Origin of the sequence: Arthrobacter sp. 9MFCol3.1, from assembly GCF_000620385.1 — a bacterium.
Taxonomy (GTDB): Bacteria; Actinomycetota; Actinomycetes; order Actinomycetales; family Micrococcaceae; genus Arthrobacter.
The window spans coordinates 1-17499 of sequence record NZ_JIBJ01000012.1 but is presented as its reverse complement, the minus strand read 5'-3'; the positions used below and the strand labels follow the sequence as shown (position 1 = coordinate 17499).

The following is a 17499-nucleotide window of genomic DNA, read 5'->3' as shown; positions in this document are numbered from 1 at the left end:
CCTAGTCCAGCAGTGCCGCGACGGCCCGCCCGAGCCGGATCTTGCCTACCGGGCGTCCCCCGCCCAGCACCGGGTCCACCACCTTGTCCAGGACGCTGGACACTTCAGGGATTTCGACGGCGCCGGAGGCCGCGAGGAGCGTCAGCCCCACGAGCGTGGTGGCCCGGATGTTGCCGTCGAGCATCTTGATGGCAACCGAGACGCCCTGGCGGGTGGCCATGACCAGCACGCCCTCGGCGCCGATCTTGGCCAGGATGCCGAGTTCGTCCATGACGATCGTGTTGGCCTGCCCGCGCCCCTGGACGGCCCACGGGTAGTCCAGCATGGATGTGGCAATCGTGGCGGCCCGCGCGTTCGAGTTCTTGTCGCCCGGGGCCTTGGCCAGCTTCGAGTAGGCCCGGGCGAGGCCGATCAGGGAGACGGCGGCAACGGGCGCGCCGCAACCGTCGATGCCGAGGTGGGTGATGCGTTCGCCGCAGTATTCCTCGATCACGGAGCGGATGCGCTGCTGCAGCGGGTGGTTGGGTTCGAGGTAGCTGTTCTTGTCCCAGCCGTTCTCCGTGCACGCCCACAGGAACGCGGCGTGCTTGCCCGAGCAGTTGAAGGCCAGCCGGGACTTGCCGCGCTCGGTCTGGACGAGCCAGTTCCGGGCGGTCTCATCCTGGGGCCAGTCGGCCGGGCACTGCAGCTGGTCTTCCTTGGCCCCGGCCGCCTTGAGCATGCCCTCGACCACGTCCATGTGGTCCAAGGATCCGACGTGGCTGCCGCACGCGATGGCCACCTGGGCGCCCCGCAGGGGTACGCCGGACTGCATCGATGCCAGGGCCTGCAACGGTTTGAGCGTGGACCGGGCAAAGATCGGCGCATTCACGTCGCCGAGCTCGACCACTACTGTCCCGTCCGCGGCCAACACCACCGCCGAGCCGATGTGGCGGGACTCCACGAAGCCGCTGCGTTCGATGACTGCCAGTTCGACGGCGGAGTCGACTGTGAAAGTTGCATGCGGGTTCAAAGCCATGCTGCAAGTCTATGGTGCCCGGTGCTGATACCCCGGTTATTCCACGGTCACCATCACCGACTGCCAGCCGGAGGCGCCGTCCGGGACCGGATCCGCCCGCTTGTCCGTCTGGACCTCGCCGGTGCCGTCCGTGGCACGGACCTTGAGGTAGTGCGGGCCCGGCGTGGCCTCCCAGTCGAGGGACCACTGCCGCCACGTGATGAGGGAGGCCTCCTCGGAGAGGACTGCCTCGGTCCAGGGCCCGCTGTCGATCTGCACCTCGACCTTGGTGATCCCGCGGGTCTGGGCCCACGCGGTGCCGCCGATTGCGACCTTTCCGGCGGGGACCTTGGCGAAGGACTTGGGCACCTCGACCCGGGCCATGGTCTTGATCGGGCCGCGTTCGGACCAGCCGCGCTGGGTCCAGTAGGCCTTGCTGTCCGCGAACCGGGTCACCTCCAGGTCCACTACCCACTTGGTGGCGGAGACGAAGCCGTACAGCCCGGGAACCACCATCCGCACCGGGTAACCGTGTTCGAGCGGGAGCGCCTCGCCGTTCATGCCGATTGCCAGCATCGCGTCGCGGTCGTCCTGGAGGACCTCCAGGGGCGTGGAGGCGCTGAAGCCGTCAATCGAGGTGGAGAGCACCATGTCCGCGCCCTGCGTGGGGCGGGCCAGCTTCAGGGCGTCGCGGATGGGCATGCCCAGCCATTTGGCGTTGCCGGCCAGGTTGCCGCCGACCGGGTTGGACACGCAGGTCAGGGACACGTGGGATTCGATGAGCTGGGCGTCGAGGAGGTCCTGGAAGGTGAGCCGGACCTCCTGTTCCACGAGGCCGTGGATGCGCAGTTCCCAGTCCTGGGCGTTGATCTCCGGCACACTCAGAGCCGTGTCGATCCGGTAGAAGTCCTTGTTCGGGGTCAGCCACGGCGTGACGCCGGGCGCCTTGGACTGCACCCCGGCCGGGACCGCGGGGGCGGCCTTGGCGGGGGCAGGCAGCTGCAGCGACTCGCGGGCGGCGGCCACGTTGCTGCGGGCCGCGCTCAGCAGCCGTCCGCCGGTGGCGGCCACGGCCGAGGCGGCCGCGGTGATGCCGGCGGCGGCGAAGAACCCGCGCCGGGTGGTCGCCGGGCGCTCGGGTTCCTTCGCGGCGAGGTCCGCGGCCCGGTCCGGCCATTCCTGCATCCGCCACAGCCGGGTGATCAGGAGCCGCAGCACCACCAGCCCGGCGACGGTGCCGATCAGGGAAGGAATGGCATCGACCGGCTTGACGCTGGCCCGCGTCACCACGCTGCCGACGATCACGGCGCCCATCAGCACCACGCCGGCCACACCCAGGGCCCACTTCCGGTACGCCACGATGCCGAGCACGCACGCGAGGAGCAGGATCGTGACGGCCATGCCGGCGAACAGCGCGGCCTTGTCGTTGGTGCCGAACGTGGCAATCGCAAAATCCTTCATCCACGGCGGCGTGAAGTCGATGAACGTGGAGCCCAGCGCAATGACGGGTGTGGCCCGCGCGGTGAAGAACGCCCCGATCAGTTCCGCGACGGACAGGACGACGGCGGCCGCAGCCACTCCGGCCACCGCGGCCAGGGCTGTGGCGCCGCGGGACCGCTTGCTGGGCTTCATGCTGGGTTTGTTCATACAGGCCATTCGTAGCCGCAGGCCCGGTGGATTGTCCGGCGCCGGGCCCGGTCCTCCGGCCGGTGGGCATGCCCTCCGGCCGAACCCGGGAGTGGACATGCCCCGCGGTCCACGGGACATGCCCAGTCTTGGAACCCGGGCGTGGGCATGCCCTGCGGTCCACGGGATATGTCCAGTCTTGGAACCCGGGCGTGGGCATGCCCTGCGGTCCACGGGATATGTCCAGTCTTGGAACCCGGGCGTGGGCATGGTGACATTGTGCCCAATGGCCGAGGCCGGGACTGGACATGTCCCGCGGATTGCCCGGCGCCCGTGGGTGCCGCGCTGCGGACCCAAATGCGGTCCCGGGGCTGGCGCCTGGTCTGTTCCACGCGGCCGGGGGACATGTCCCGCCGTAACTTGGCGGGTGCAACATGTTCCCCGGGCCCAGGAGGACATGTCCAGCCTTGGCATTTCGGCAGGGGCATGTTCGCCGGCACCACGGGACATGTCCAGCCCCAGCGCCCAGGCGTGGGCATGGTGGCATTGTGCCCAATGGCCGAGGCCGGGGCTGGACATGTCCCGCGGATTGCCCCGGCGCCCGCGAGTGCCGAGCCCGCGGGTTGCCCCTGCGCCCGGGACTGGGCATGTCCCGCAGATTGCTCTGCGCCCGCGAGTGCCCGGCCGCGAAAATTGAGCATGTCCAGCGGCCGACACAGCTTAGGAGCCTGCGGGGTGCACCACGTACCCTTGGAGACTGTGAAGGTACTTGTCATCGGCCCCGGCGGCCGCGAACACGCCATTGTCCGATCCTTGCTTGCAGACCCCAACGTTTCCGAGGTCCACGCGGCCCCGGGCAACGCCGGAATCAGTGCGCTGGTCCCCACATATGCGATCGACGCGAACGATCCCGACGCCGTCGCCGCGCTGGCTGTCAAGCTCACCGTGGACCTGGTGGTGGTCGGTCCGGAGGCGCCCCTCGCCGCGGGCGTGTCCGACGCCGTCCGCGCTGCCGGCATTCCGGTCTTCGGCCCCAGTAAGGCCGCGGCCCAGCTGGAAGCGTCCAAGGCCTTCGCAAAGGAAGTCATGGCCGAGGCCGGCGTGCCCACCGCAATGGCCCGCGTTGCCTCCAACGCCGGGGAAGCCGCCGACGCCCTCGATACCTTCGGCGCTCCCTACGTCGTCAAGGACGACGGGCTCGCCGCCGGCAAGGGCGTCGTGGTCACCTCCAACCGCGACGAGGCCCTGGCGCACGCCCAGACCTGCTTCGACGCGGGCGGCACTGTAGTGATCGAGGAGTTCCTGGACGGACCCGAGGTCTCCGTGTTCGTTCTTTGTGACGGCACCAACACCGTGGCCCTGTCCCCGGCGCAGGACTTCAAGCGCATCTTCGACAACGACGAAGGCCCCAACACCGGCGGCATGGGCGCGTACACACCCCTGGAATGGGCCCCCGAAGGCCTCGTGCAGGAAGTGATCGACCGCATCGCCCAGCCCACGGTCAACCAGATGGCGCACCGCGGCACCCCGTTCGTCGGCGTCCTCTTCGTCGGCCTCGCCCTGACCTCGCGCGGGACGAGGGTCATCGAGTTCAACGTCCGGTTCGGCGACCCCGAAACCCAGGCCGTCCTCGCCCGGCTCAAGACGCCCCTCGGCGGGCTGCTCATGGCTGCCGCCAAGGGCGAACTGGACAAGGTGCAGCCGCTGCGCTGGTCCAAGGACACGGCCGTCGCCGTCGTCGTGGCTGCCGAAAACTACCCTGACACCCCGCGGACCGGCGACCGCATCCGGGGCCTGAAGAAGGTCGACGCCCTGGACGGCGTCCACGTGATCCACGCCGGCACCAAGCTCGACGGCGAAGGCAAGGTCGTCTCTGCCGGCGGCCGCGTCCTGGCGGTTGTGGCGCTGGGTACGGACCTCGTGGAGGCCCGGGAACGGGCGTACGACGGCGTCGAGCTCGTCCAGCTGGACGGCAGCCAGTTCCGCACCGACATCGGCGGCAAGGCCGCCCGCGGCCAGATCCGGGTAGCCGCGCCGGGAACCCCGGCCGCGTCGAAAGCGAAGGCATGAACGTGACCGAACCCGCAGCGCCGGCGCCCGGCGCCCAGCCCGAGACCACGCCTGAGACCACGCCCGAGACCCGGCCCAAGGGCGGGCTCGACACCGCCACGCAGGACCTGCCGGGCTGGCGGCACGTCTACTCCGGCAAGGTCCGCGACCTCTACGTCCCCGCGGACCCCGCCGTCGCGGAGCGCTTCGGCCAGGACTGTGTCCTGGTGGTTGCCAGCGACCGGATCAGCGCGTTCGACCACGTCCTGGCCAGCGAGATCCCGGACAAGGGCCGCATCCTGACCCAGCTGAGCCTGTGGTGGTTCGACCAGCTCGGCGTCGCGCACCACGTCCTCGCCTCCACGGCCGACGGCGGTGTTCCCGCCGCCGTCGAGGGCCGGGCGATGATCTGCAAGAAGCTCGACATGTTCCCGGTCGAATGCATCGCCCGCGGCTATCTCACCGGCACCGGGCTCGCGGAGTACCGCGAGTCGGGCACCGTGTGCAGCATCCCGCTGCCCGCCGGCCTGGTTGACGGGTCGCGGCTGCAGGAGGCGATCTTCACGCCGTCGGCCAAGGCCGAGGTGGGCGAGCACGACGAGAACATCACCTACGACGCCGTCGTGGGTCTCGTCGGTGCGGACGTCGCGGCGGAATTGAGCAGGCTGACCCTGGAGATCTACACCAAGGCCGAGGAAATCGCGCGCGGCCGCGGCATCATCCTGGCCGACACCAAGGTGGAGTTCGGCCTGGACGCGGCGACCGGCGTCATAACCCTGGGCGACGAGGTGCTGACCCCGGATTCCTCACGATTCTGGGACGCGGCCACGTACCAGCCCGGGCAGGCGCAGCCGTCCTACGACAAGCAGTATGTGCGCGACTGGCTGACCTCGCCGGCATCGGGCTGGGACAAGGCCTCCGACACGCCCCCGCCTGTCCTTCCGGCCGACGTCGTGGCGCGCACGCGCAGCCGCTACGTGGAGGCCTACGAGAAGCTCACCGGCCGGACGTTCGCCTAGCCCGGCCGCGCCCGGGCCCGGCCGAGCCCGGTCCGGGCGGGGCTAGGCTTCCGCGGAAGCGGCCTCGGCCCGGCGCTGGGCGAGCTTGATCTCGAGCACCGCGTCCAGGGCCTGCTGGACCCGGTCCGAGGCGCCCGCGGCGCTGAACTCCTTTTGGGCTTCCTCAAGGTACAGCAGGGCCTCCGCGGACTCCCCGGCAGCCTTAAGCGCCTTTCCCAGCAGCAGGGAGACCTCGCCGGCGGTGTGCCGGGCCAGTGCCTCCCGCTCGGCATGGATCTCGCGCAGCTTCTGGACGGCGGCCACGATGTCGCCGGTGAGGTAGAGCCAGCGGGCCCGGATGAAGGCGACCTCCAGCTGGTCCGTCTTGTTGCCGCCGACAATCGAGAGGGCCAGCTCGGCGCGCTCGATCGATGACAGCGTCTCGGGCTCGACGATGCCCGAGGACAGGCGGACGGCGGCCGAGGCCTTGTTGAACCGGGCCCACAGGTCGATGTCGTTGGCCGGGGAGAGCAGCCGGCCGGCCCGCTCGTGATATTTGATCCCCTCGGGGTAGTCGTGGCGCATGAAGGCCACGTTGCCGATCACCCAGGCCACCTCGCCGGCGAGCTGGGACATTGAGTGGTCGTCCATCTGGTCGTTCATGGCCTGGCAGTACTCCCACGCCTCATCGAGCCGGCCGCTCTCAGCCAGGGCGCCGATCAGGGCGCGGAGGGCGCCGATGATCATGGTGGAGCCCTTGGGCAGCTCTGCGCAGAGCCGCACCGCTTCCTGCGCATGCTCGACGGCGGCGGTCAGCTGGCCCTGGCCCTGCGAGGCTGCGGCGAGCATCTGCTGGGCCCGGACGCCGAGCCCGGCCGACTCCGCGGCCATCGGGTGCTCCAGGAGATTCTGGACTACGTCCTTGCACTCCTGCCAGAGGCCCTGCTTGATCAGGCACTCGGCCTGCATATAGGTCATGTTCCACCACGCGCTGGTGTTCCTGGCCTCCAGGGCGATCTTGGCGGCGGCGGCGGCGTGGGTGGCGGCCACGGGGTAGTCCCGGAGGTCCCAGGCCTGCCGGGCATACAGCCCCGCGAGCACGTATTCGGCGTCGCTGGTGGACACCGGCTGGCTCCAGGCCTCGAGCGCCTTGGGGGCAAGTTCAAGCCGGTGGGCCAGCTCTTCGATGACGTCGGCCGTCGGCTCGCGGCGCCCGGTTTCCAACAGAGAGATGTAGCTGGGGGAGTACAGGTCGCGGCCCAGCTCCGCTTGCGTCAGGCCCCGTTCGAGCCGTTCCGCGCGGAGCTTCTCCCCAAATCCGTTCCCCACGGATACCTCCTAATTCCGGACATTCTTTGTACTAAATGCTTGACAGTCTCTGTGGAAACCATTTTACAATGTGTGTCAACAAGGGTAGTACTGACTTGGTTAAGGACCCCAACGCATATTGAGGAACTCTATGTTGAAGAAGATTGCAGCCGGCGCCGTCTTGGCGGGCGCACTGGCATTCTCCGCCGCGGCCCCGGCCGTGCTGTCCGCTGCTTCATTGACCGATGTCTCAGACGTTGCCGCCGTCGGCAACTGGCCCGACCCCATGCGCACGGCCCAGGCAGTGGGCAACTGGCCCGACCCCATGACCCACTCGCTGAACGTCGGCAACTGGCCCGACCCGATGTAACAGCCCCGGCATAGCGGGCCCGGCGCAGCAACGGCCGGCTGCCTGCGGATGTCCGGCACAGCCCCGGGAGATTGTCTCCCGGGGCTGTGCTGTGTCCGGCGCCGAGTTGTGTCCGGGGCGCCCCGCGCCGGGAAGTTCGCCGCCGGAGACGCGCCGGTGACGCAAATGAAATCGTGCCGGACATGCAGCGGACATACAAAAGAGGACCCTCCGCGTGGAGGGCCCTCTTTGTGTTTGGTCGGGATGACAGGATTTGAACCTGCGACCTCGTCGTCCCGAACGACGCGCGCTACCAAGCTGCGCCACATCCCGATCCGCTGCTTCAAAAGCAACTTCACAAGAGTATCCGATCATGGGCCCGGATGTGAAATCGGGGCGTCGGCCGGGACGCGTCCCGCCGTCGTCCCGGCCCGGATGCCGGCCGGTCTCGGCAGGAGCCGCTCAGACCAGCGAGTCTTTCCAGGCGCCGTGGAGCCGGGCGAAGGCGCCGCCGTCGCCGATCAGCTGCTCCGGGGTGCCGTCCTCGACGACGCGTCCGTCGTGCACCACCAGGACCCGGTCCGCCGTCTCCACGGTGGAGAGCCGGTGGGCAATGATCAGCGCTGTCCGCCCGGCGCCCGGGGCCGCGGCGGGCTGGCCGCCGGTCGCCTGGCCGCCGGTCGCCTGCTGGCCGGCCTCCCGGGTGCCCTGCAGCAGCCCCGCGAGGCCCTGCTGGACCATGCGCTCCGACGGGATGTCCAGCGAGGACGTGGCCTCGTCCAGGATCAGGACGGCCGGGCGGGCCAGGAAGGCGCGGGCGAAGCTGATCAGCTGGCGCTGCCCTGCGGAGACGCGGCCGCCGCGCTTGTTGACGTCGGTGTCGTAGCCGTCCGGAAGTTCCATGATGAAGGCGTGCGCCCCCACCGCCCTGGCCGCGTCCTCGATCTCCCCGCGCGAGGCTTCGGGCCGGCCCAGGGCGATGTTGTCCGCCACGGAACCGCTGAACAGGAAGGCCTCCTGGGTGACCATAACGACATTCCGGCGCAGGTCCTCGGTGGTGAGCTGGCGCAGGTCCACGCCGTCGAGGGTCAGGGACCCGGCCGAGACGTCGTAGAAGCGGGCAATCAGCTTCGCAAGGGTGGATTTGCCGGCCCCGGTCTGCCCGACGAGCGCGACCGTCTGGCCGGCGGGGATGTGCAGGTCCAGACGCGGGATGACGACCGGGCCCTCGCCGTAGCGGAATTCGACGCCGTTGAAGTCGATGCTGCCCCGCGCCTGGGGCAGGGCCGCGGGTGTTTTCGGCGGCCGCACCGTGGGGACCTCCTCGAGCAGGCCCGAGACCTTTTCCAGGGCCGCCTGGGCGCTTTGGAAGGAGTTGTAGAACATCGCCATCTGGTCCACCGGCTGGAAGAAGCGCTTGGCGGACAGGATCAGGGCCAGGAGCACGCCCACTTCCAGGTCGCCGCTGAGGACCCGGAAACCGCCGGTGAGCAGCACGAGAGCCACGCACACGTTCCCGATCAGCACCAGCCCCGGCTGGAAGATGCCGTTGAGGTTGATGGAGCGGACGGTCGCGCGCCGGTAGTCCTCCGACAGTCCGGCGTAGCGCGCGGCATTCTCGCGTTCCTTCCGGAAGGCCTTCACGGCGCGGATCCCGGTCATGGTCTCCACGAAGTGCACGATCAGCCGGGCCGAGACCACCCGGGATTCGCGGAAGGCGATCTGGGAGTGCTTCTGGTACCAGCGGGCCAGGAGATACATCGGCACGCCGGCGGCCAGCACCAGCACGCCGCTGCGCCAGTCCAGGGCGAACACGGTCACGGCGGTGAAGGCCATGAACAGTGTTCCCGAGGCCAGCGAGCTCACGCCGGAATCCAGGAGTTCGCGCAGGGCCTCCAGGTCCGAGGTCTGCCGGGCGATGATGCGCCCGGAGGTGTATTTCTCGTGGAATTCCAGGCTCAGCCGCTGCGTGTGGCGGAAGACCCGGACGCGGAGGTCCAGCAGCATCGCCTGGCTGAGCCGCGCCGTCGAGGTCACGTACAGGGCCGTCAGGCCGGCCGCCACGACGGCCGCGGCAAGGTAGGCGACGCCGGCGAGCACCAGAGGAAGGCTGTTGCCGGCGCGCACGGCGGGCAGGGCATGGTCGATGCCGAACGCGATCAGCGCCGGCCCGGCCACGCGGGCGGCCTGGGACAGCACGACGGCGCCGATCGTCAGCCAGAACCGGGCCCGGACGGGGCGGATCAGGGACCCCAGGAGGGTCAGGGAACGCCGCCGGACGGCCTTGCTTTCGTTCCTGCTGAGGTGCGCGTTGTCCTCATTGGCCGTGCCGAACGTGGCGTTGCTCATCGGGAAATCTCCTCGGACTGGTCCTCGAGGGCGGACAATTCTGAATCCAGGTCCCGCGGTTCCGGGTCCAGGCTGGCGATCACGTAGCGGTAATGGCTGTTCTTGGCGAGCAGTTCCGCATGGGTTCCGACGGCCGCGATCCGGCCGTCCTCGAGCAGGGCCACCCGGTCGGCCAGCGCCACCGTGGAGGGCCGGTGCGCCACGATCAGCGTGGTGGTGTCCGCGAGGACCTTGCGCAGCCGCGCCTCGACGAGCACCTCGGTGTTCACATCCAGCGCCGAGAGCGGATCGTCCAGGACCAGTACGGCCGGTTTCGCGGCGATGGCCCGGGCCAGGGCGATGCGCTGGCGCTGGCCGCCGGAGAGGCTGAGGCCCTCCTCGCCGATCAGGGTATCCACCCCGTCCGGCAGGGAGTAGGCGAAGTGGGCCTGGGCGACGTCGAGGGCTTCTTCCAGCGCCGCGTCGCGGCCTTCCGCCGATCCGGCGTCGGGCGCGCCGAGCAGGACGTTGTCCCGGACGGAGCTGGAGAACAGCGTGGTGTCCTCGAACGCCACCGCGACCACGGTGCGCAGGTCCTCCACGGCGAACTCGCGCAGGTCCACGCCGTCGATGGTGATGGCGCCGCCGGTGACGTCATAGAGGCGGGGGACCAGCTGGATCAGGGCGCTTTTGCCGCCGCCCGTGATGCCCACGAGGGCCATGGTTTCGCCGGGGCGGATGTCCAGGGTGATGTCCTTGAGGATCGGCTTGTCCGGCGCGTCCTCGAACGCGAACGAGGCATTGCGGAAGCTGAGGGCACCCTTGAGTCCGGCCGGGTGACGGGGCTGGTCCGGGCTGGTGATCGTGTTCTGCGCGTCCATGACCTCGAAGTGCCGGTCCACCGCGGACTTCGCGGTGAGGGCCATCGCCAGCAGCATGCCGCAGAACTCGACCGGCGCGGCGACCACGGCGGCGGTGGCGAAGAAGGCCACCAGGGAGCCGATGGAGAGCTGGTCTGTGGATGCCAGCAGGATGCCGACGACGAGGCCGGCTCCGAGTGCGAGCTCGGGCAGGAGTGTCACCACCAGGCTGAAGGTGGCCAGGTGCTTGGCCTTGGCGATCTCGGTCTGCCGGAGTTCCTCGGCCTGTTCGTTGAAATTCTCCAGTGCCTCGCGGCTGCGGCCGAAGGCCTTCAGCACGCGGATGCCGTGCACGGATTCCTCGACCGTCGTGGCGAGGTCCCCGGCCTGGTCCTGGCTGCGGCGGGCCACCTTGCTGAACCGGGTGCGGAAGCGGAATCCGTAGATCATGATCGGCACGGCGGCGGCCAGGAAGATCAGGGCCAGCTGCCAGCTCATGGCAAACATCACCGCGACGCCGATCACCACGGTGAGCGTGGTGACCACCAGCATGATGGCGCCGAAAGCCATCCAGCGGCGCAGGAAGTTCAGGTCCGTCATGGCCCGGGACAGCAGTTGCCCGGAGCCCCAGCGGTCATGGAAGGCGACCGTGAGGTCCTGAAGGTGCCCGTAGAGCGAGACCCGCATCCGGGTCTCGACGGTGGTGGCGGGATTGATGACGAACTGCCGGCGCAGGGCCACGAGTCCCGCCTCGGCGATGCCCAGGACCAGGATGATGACCGAGGCGGTCCAGACGGCCTCCGCGCGGCCGCCGGGGTTCAGGGACTCGTTGACCAGCACGCGCAGCACCTGCGGGATGGCCAGTGCCATGAGGCTGGCCAGCAGTGCGCAGAGCAGGCCCATAACCAGCCGGGGCAGGATTGGCCTGACGTGCGGGTAGAGACGGCTGATGGAGGTGAAGAATGAACTCTGCTTGGCCATGCCTGCTTCTTAAGACGCCCGTGCATAGATCGCACCGTTGAATGTAGTTTCCTGTAGCAACTACCCTAGGCCATCGGGTGACCGGATTCACACGTTGTTCAGCGCTCCCAGCATCTCGCCCAGTCATTACGATCCGCAATGGGGTACGGGCGGCGGGGACCCCGGGACATGCCCAGTGGTGGCGCGGAGCCCGGCGGGACATGTCCAGTGGTTGCCGTGGCGGGTGGGCATGTCCGGTGGTGGCCGTGGCGGGTGGGCATGTCCGGTGGTGGCCGTGGCGGGTGGGCATGTCCGGTGGGGCATGTCCAGTGGTGGCCGTGGCGGGTGGGCATGTCCGGTGGTGGCGCGGAGCCCGGCGGGACATGTCCAGTGGTGGCCGTGGCGGGTGGGCATTGTGGGCCTATGCCCATTGCTTGCGACCTGGGGCGGGCATGTCCCGTGGGCGCGGGCGCGAGGGGAGGGCATGTCCACCCGCCGGACCCGAGGACGGGCAGGACCGGAGGTCGAGGAGGACGGTCAGGGCGGGCTGCGGCCAGGCCTAGGCGCGGGAGGTCAGTGTGAGCAGAACGGCTTCGGGCCGGCAGGCGATGCGGACCGGGGCGAAGCGGGACGTGCCGATGCCGCCCGAGACGTTCACCGGCGTCGTCCTGCCGTTGCTTTCCCAGGAGTGCAGCCCCCGGGCCCGCCAGGTCGGCAGGTCGCAGTTGGTGACCAGGGCCCCGTAGCCCGGGACGCAGATCTGGCCGCCGTGGGTGTGGCCGGCCAAGAGGAGATGGGCGCCGGCTTCGGTGAAGTGGTCCAGGACGCGCTGGTAGGGTGCGTGCGCGACGGCGATGCGCAGGTGCGGGTCGGCGTCCCGGCCCTTGGTGCCGCGCGGCCAGCCCGCGTACCGTTCCAGGCGCAGGTGGGGGTCGTCGACACCGGAGAAATCGAAGCGCATGCCCTTGAGCACAACGGACTGGCAGCGGTTGGTCAGGTCCAGCCAGCCGGACATGCCGAACTCGGAACGCAGCCGGGGCCAGTCGAGCTTCTCCGGGTCTTTGCGCTCGCCAGAGGGCCCGAACAAATATGACGCCGGGTTCTTCAAACTCGGGCCGAAGTAGTCGTTCGAGCCGGGGACAAAAACGCCCGGGAATTCCAGCAGGGGGCGCAGGGCCGCCACGAGGGGGTCCACGCCTTTGGCATGGCTGAGGTTGTCGCCCGTGTTCACCACGAGATCCGGTTGCAGTTGCGCCAGGGAGGACAGCCACTGTGCTTTCCGGTGCTGGCCCGGAACGAAGTGGATATCGGACAGGTGCAGTATCCGGAACGGGCCGAACCCGGCCGGCAGGATCGGGAGGGTTTCCTCCCGGAGCACGAACTGGTTCTTCTCCCACAGCCCGTAGCCGGTAGCGGCCGCCCCTGCCGCCGTCCCGATCGCGGCGGTCACGGCAAAGCCGCGTCCGATGCTTCGGACGCGGCTCGCCAGATCATTGCGCAGGGTCATCGGCTACTTCTTGCCGGATGACTTCGTGGGTGCCGGCTTTGGGTCGGCGGACGGTTCCGCGGACGGTTCCGTGGCCGGCTCGGTGCTCCGCTCCACGGGGTTGGTGTTCCGCGGCGGTGCCACCGGCGCCGGGGCGTAAAGCATGTCCGACGGCGGTTCCGGGAACGGATCGGTGCCGTACGCCGGCGCAACCTGGGCCATGTAGTTCGAGAACTGCGGACCGGCGATCATGTAGCCGTCGATGCCCTTGTAGAAGTTGCCGTTGATCGTGACGTTCTGGCCGTCCCGCTTCTGGCCGTTCAGCGGATCACCAAACCAGGTGGCCGTCGCCAGGCCCTTGGTGTAGCCCGCCACCCAGGTGGAGTTGTTGTTGTCGTTGGTGCCGGTCTTGGCCGCGATGGGGAAGCTGGTCCGGGTCGAAATCCTGGGCTGGATCAGCGAGCCCGAGCCGCGGTTGAGTACTTCCTGCATCGCGTACGCGACGCCGTGGGCCACCTCGGGTTTGATCGCGTCCCTGCAGTTGGGTGACTGGGCCGGCAGCTGGGCGCCGGTTGCGTCCGTTACGGACTCGATGGCCATCGGTTCGCAGTACTTGCCGTCGTTGGCGAAGGTGGCGAACGCGCTTGCCATGGTCAGCGGGGCCGTTTGGGTGGCGCCGATGAGGTTGGAAAGGCGGGTCATGGGCACCTGCGGGTGCGGATCATCGCCGTTGGGACTCGGGTTGCCGCCGTGGATTCCGACTGCGTCGACGATCTTCTGGATCCCGCACAGGTCCAGTTGGGCGGCCGAGGCGAACGTGATGGTGTTGATGGAGTTCGCCAGACCGTCAAGGACCGACATGTACTTGTAGTGGGTCTCGTCGGCGTTCTGCAGATCGAAGCTCCCCTCGACGTTGGCGTCATAGAAGCCGTCCGTCGGGGTGGGGCAGGTGTTCTTCCACGGGAAGCTGGGGGAGTAGCGGCGCACGGCGCCGTTGAGCTGCGTGCTCATCGACTTGCCCTCGTTGAGCCACTCCGCGAACGTGAACGGCTTCATCGTGGAGCCGGGCTGGAAACCGCCGAGGCCGTTGAGATCATTGCCCTTGGCGTCCTGGACGTCCACGTTGAAGTTCTGCGTCTGGTCGAACTTGCCGTCGGCCGGGAACCAGACGGTGTTCTGGGCCATGGAGACGATCTTGCCGGAGCCCGGCTGCACGGACACCAGCGAGGCGCCCCACTTGTCCGGGTTCGCGCCGGCCGAGCCGTCCACCTGGGCCTGGGCAACGGACTGGGCCTTCGGATCCAGCGTGGTCTTGATGGTCAGGCCGCCGCGGAAGATCTTCCGCTCACGCTCGGCAGCGTCGGCCCCGTAGGCCGGGTTGTTCAGGAGCAGGTGGAGCACGTAGTCGCAGAAGTACGGCGCGGTCTGCGAATAGGCACAGCCCTGGCGGGGCTGGGTGACCTTGGTCTGCACCGGCGTCGCGACCGCTGCGTCGTAGTCGGCCTGCTTGATCTTGCCCTGCGTCAGCATCGCACGGAGCACGAGGTCGCGGCGGACCTTGGCGTTCTCCGGGTTGGTGATCGGGTCATAGTAAGAAGGGCTGTTCACGACGCCGGCCAGCAGGGCCGCCTGCGGCAGGGTCAGGTCCTTGGCCGTGGTGCTGAAGAAGAACTTGGACGCGGCTTCGATGCCGTAGGCGTCCCGGTTGAAGAACACGATGTTCAGGTAGCCCTCGAGGATCTGCTCCTTGGTGAACTTCTTCTCCAGCGCGATGGCCAGCTTCATTTCACGGAGCTTGTCCCCGACGCCCTTGTTGACGCCGTTGAGGAGGACCTCGTCGCCCTTGCCTTCGGCCTCCAGCGAGGAGTTGATGACGTTGTTCACATACTGCTGCGTGATCGTGGACGCGCCCTGCTTGTTGCCGCGGGCGGTGCTCACGAGGGCGCGCAGGATGCCGGTGGTGTCCACACCGCCGTGCTCGTAGAAGCGGCTGTCCTCGATGGCGATGATCGCATCCTTGATGTGCGGGGACATCTGGTCCAGCGAAACACGGGTGCGGTTTTCCGCGTAGAGGTTGGCGATCGGGCTGCCGTCGGACGCCAGGATCGTGGTCGACTGGCTCGGCGGATCGACCTTCAGCTCTGCGGGGAGCGTGTCAAAGAACTGGATCGAACCGCTCGCCGCGCTGCCCGAAACGGCCGCCGCGGGGACCAGGAGGCCCGCCACCAAGACACCGCAAATAGCGCTCACGCCCAGGAAAAGAAAGATCTTTCCGAGGGTGGTGGCCGTGTCGAATAAAGGGTTCTTGCCAGTCGCCATGTTTTCCACTTTACCGGCAACGACTAGGCTTTATGTCATGACCAAATGGGAGTACGCCACGATTCCGCTCATTATCCACGCCACAAAGCAGATCCTGGACCAATGGGGCGAGGACGGCTGGGAGCTCGTCCAGGTTGTTCCGGGACCCGATGGAAACGGCCTGGTTGCCTACCTGAAGCGGGAGAAGCAGTAGCCATGAGCACCCCCTCAGAAGCCGTTCCGGCCACGCCGGCTGGCGCGGAAAACATCTCCGAAAACACGGCCGGCGCAGAGAGCCGCACGGGCGGCGCGGGCGCGTCGTCCGCCGTCGAACAGCGCCTGGCGGAGCTGGGCCTGACGCTCCCCGACGTCGCGGCTCCGGTCGCGGCGTATGTTCCCGCCGTGATTTCCGGCAACCACGTCTACACCTCCGGGCAGCTGCCGTTCATCAACGGCAAGCTCGATGCCACCGGAAAGGTTTCCACCGGTTCGGCGGGCGCCTCCGACGAATCGACGGTGTCCCCGGAAGACGCGAAGGCCTACGCTGCCGTCTGCGCCGTCAACGCCCTGGCTGCGGTCAAGAGCGTGATCGGCGACCTCGACCGCATCACGCGGATCGTCAAGGTTGTCGGATTTGTTTCCTCCGACCCTTCCTTCACCGGGCAGCCCGGTGTCATCAACGGCGCCTCGGAGCTGCTGGGCCAGGTCCTCGGCGACGCCGGCCAGCACGCGCGTTCCGCCGTCGGCGTGTCGGTCCTGCCACTCGACTCGCCCGTCGAAGTCGAATTGATCGCTGAATTCGCCTAGTAGACCGGTTACTTCGTTGCCTCAGTTAGAACGCCGCCTGTTCGTCCTGCCCCCAGATCTTGAGGGGGCAGCGCGCAGCTGGATTGAACACGGTGAGCGGACGCCCCGCGCGCCCCGTTTTGCCTCCTCGGTAATCCTCCTGCGGGATTCGCCCACGGGCCTGGAGACCTGGCTCGGCTACCGGACGGGATCCTCCCCGCTCGGTGTCCTCGCCTTCCCCGGCGGATCGCTGGAAGCCTCCGACGATGACGCCGTCGGCTGGCTGGGCCCCTCACCCCAGCACTGGGCCGAGCAGATGGGGACGTCCGACGTCGGGCTGGCGCGCCGGCACGTCATCGGTGCCATCCGTGAACTGTTTGAGGAGACCGGCATCCTGCTGGCCGGCCCCGACCTGTCCACCACGGTGGAGCTGACCTCCAGTGCCGAATGGATGCGCGCCCGCGAAGCCGTGGCCGAGCAGGAGAAGTCCTTCACCGACGTGCTCGCCAAGCGCGGTCTCTCGCTGCGCACCGACCTGCTCAAACCCCTGGTGAACTGGCTGAGCCCCGATTTCGCGCACCGCCGGTTCAACACCCGGTACTTCGCCGCGACGGTGCCCGTGAACCAGCAGCCCTCGCTGCTGGCCAGCAAGGGCGTCTGGGGCCGCTGGGTGTGTGTCCGGAAGGTTGTGCTCGAGCGGGACACCACCGTGCTGGGTGACGAGGTGGGGCAGGAGAACACCGTCGGCCGGACCCTGGGCGAACTCCTGGTCCCCGGCTCGGAGATCATGCTCGAGAAGATGGCCAAGGCCAACGGCTGCATCGCGTACCTCAGCTACAAGCGCAAGGCCCACGTCTACCAGCCGAAGCTCGTCGAGGAAGGCGGCCGGCTCATGCTCGAAGTCGAAGCAGCCAAAACGATCGCCGGCGAACCGCAGCGGGAGCGCTAGGCCGCCGAGGGCCGACGCCACGGAAGCCAGGTTTCGGGTTGGCGGCCTGTTAGGGCTTGGCTTGGGAGCCTGTTAGGGCTTGGCCTGGGCGGGGAGCGCGGGCGATTCCCGGGACATGCCCCGCCCTGCTCCTTAGCGCTGGACATGTCCCTTCTTGCGGCGCGCCGGCCCGGGACATGCCCCGCCCTGCTCCTGAACTGCTCCCCGGAAGTTGGACTGAGAAATTCAGTTCCGACTCCCGGGGAGCAGTTTTATGCATGTACGTAGTCCGTTATCCGAAGGGCAGCGCGAGGCCGCTGTAGCGTGGTTTGAGAAGGGCATCGCGGATAAAGCGGCGGCACGGGTCCTGGGTGTGTCTCACTCGCCGGTGCAGCTTCTCTATCTGCGGTGGAGAATCCATGGTCGAGGAGCGCTGATGGCCAAGCCGACGAAACAGGTGTACTCGTTCGAATTCAAGCTCGCCTTGGTCGAACGGTTCATCGCGGGTGAGACTGCCCAGGATCTC

General features: G+C 68.4%; 13 protein-coding genes and 1 tRNA gene. 6 read left to right on the top strand and 8 right to left on the bottom strand.

Going from position 1 to position 17499, the window contains the following annotated elements; translation table 11 throughout:
* Position 1: 1 nt before the first annotated feature.
* The gene (locus C560_RS0113235) at positions 2-1018 is read right to left on the bottom strand and encodes an asparaginase (RefSeq protein WP_018776171.1); all 1017 of its coding nucleotides are present in this window, start codon (positions 1016-1018) and stop codon (positions 2-4) included.
* Positions 1019-1054: 36 nt separating this feature from the next.
* A complete protein-coding gene (locus C560_RS0113230; protein WP_026538573.1) occupies positions 1055-2629 on the bottom strand; it encodes a molybdopterin-dependent oxidoreductase in 1575 nt (524 codons plus the stop codon).
* Between the two features lie 753 nt (positions 2630-3382).
* On the opposite strand from C560_RS0113230, the gene purD reads away from it, so the two are divergent.
* The gene (gene purD / locus C560_RS0113225; protein WP_018776169.1) at positions 3383-4693 is read left to right on the top strand and encodes a phosphoribosylamine--glycine ligase; all 1311 of its coding nucleotides are present in this window, start codon (positions 3383-3385) and stop codon (positions 4691-4693) included.
* Positions 4690-5691 (top strand): phosphoribosylaminoimidazolesuccinocarboxamide synthase, encoded by a 1002-nt coding sequence (locus C560_RS0113220; RefSeq protein ID WP_026538572.1) that lies wholly within the window; start codon positions 4690-4692, stop codon positions 5689-5691. Before purD ends, C560_RS0113220 begins: the two co-directional genes overlap by 4 nt.
* Before the next feature lie 42 nt (positions 5692-5733).
* Here C560_RS0113220 and C560_RS0113215 read toward each other — a convergent pair whose 3' ends face one another.
* Positions 5734-6999 (bottom strand): helix-turn-helix domain-containing protein, encoded by a 1266-nt coding sequence (locus C560_RS0113215; RefSeq protein ID WP_026538571.1) that lies wholly within the window; start codon positions 6997-6999, stop codon positions 5734-5736.
* Positions 7000-7129: 130 nt separating this feature from the next.
* On the opposite strand from C560_RS0113215, the gene C560_RS0113210 reads away from it, so the two are divergent.
* Positions 7130-7348 carry a hypothetical protein gene (locus C560_RS0113210; RefSeq protein ID WP_018776166.1) on the top strand — a complete coding sequence of 73 codons (219 nt, stop codon included), beginning with the start codon at positions 7130-7132 and terminating at the stop codon, positions 7346-7348.
* A gap of 235 nt (positions 7349-7583) precedes the next feature.
* Here the strand turns inward: C560_RS0113210 and C560_RS0113205 are convergent.
* The 5 genes from C560_RS0113205 to C560_RS0113185 all read right to left on the bottom strand — a co-directional run bounded on the left by C560_RS0113205 (position 7584) and on the right by C560_RS0113185 (position 15280).
* Positions 7584-7660 (bottom strand) — tRNA-Pro (locus C560_RS0113205).
* A gap of 129 nt (positions 7661-7789) precedes the next feature.
* Positions 7790-9676, bottom strand: a complete 1887-nt coding sequence (locus tag C560_RS0113200) for an ABC transporter ATP-binding protein (RefSeq protein ID WP_026538570.1) — start codon at positions 9674-9676, stop codon at positions 7790-7792.
* A complete protein-coding gene (locus C560_RS0113195) occupies positions 9673-11496 on the bottom strand; it encodes an ABC transporter ATP-binding protein (protein ID WP_026538569.1) in 1824 nt (607 codons plus the stop codon). Before C560_RS0113195 ends, C560_RS0113200 begins: the two co-directional genes overlap by 4 nt.
* A 538-nt stretch (positions 11497-12034) precedes the next feature.
* Positions 12035-12982 carry a metallophosphoesterase gene (locus tag C560_RS0113190; protein ID WP_026538568.1) on the bottom strand — a complete coding sequence of 316 codons (948 nt, stop codon included), beginning with the start codon at positions 12980-12982 and terminating at the stop codon, positions 12035-12037.
* Positions 12983-12985: 3 nt separating this feature from the next.
* Positions 12986-15280, bottom strand: coding sequence for a transglycosylase domain-containing protein (locus tag C560_RS0113185; protein ID WP_043423126.1), 2295 nt, complete (start codon positions 15278-15280; stop codon positions 12986-12988).
* 37 nt (positions 15281-15317) lie between these two features.
* Between C560_RS0113185 and C560_RS23350 the strand changes: the two genes are divergently transcribed.
* The 3 genes from C560_RS23350 to C560_RS0113170 are packed head-to-tail and all read left to right on the top strand — an operon-like array spanning position 15318 to position 16994.
* A complete protein-coding gene (locus C560_RS23350) occupies positions 15318-15473 on the top strand; it encodes a DUF4177 domain-containing protein (RefSeq protein ID WP_009359196.1) in 156 nt (51 codons plus the stop codon).
* 2 nt (positions 15474-15475) lie between these two features.
* Positions 15476-16066, top strand: a complete 591-nt coding sequence (locus C560_RS0113175) for a RidA family protein (protein ID WP_231494346.1) — start codon at positions 15476-15478, stop codon at positions 16064-16066.
* Between the two features lie 16 nt (positions 16067-16082).
* Positions 16083-16994: an NUDIX hydrolase gene (locus tag C560_RS0113170; RefSeq protein WP_026538565.1), complete on the top strand. Its 912-nt coding sequence runs from the start codon at positions 16083-16085 to the stop codon at positions 16992-16994.
* Positions 16995-17499: the final 505 nt, after the last annotated feature.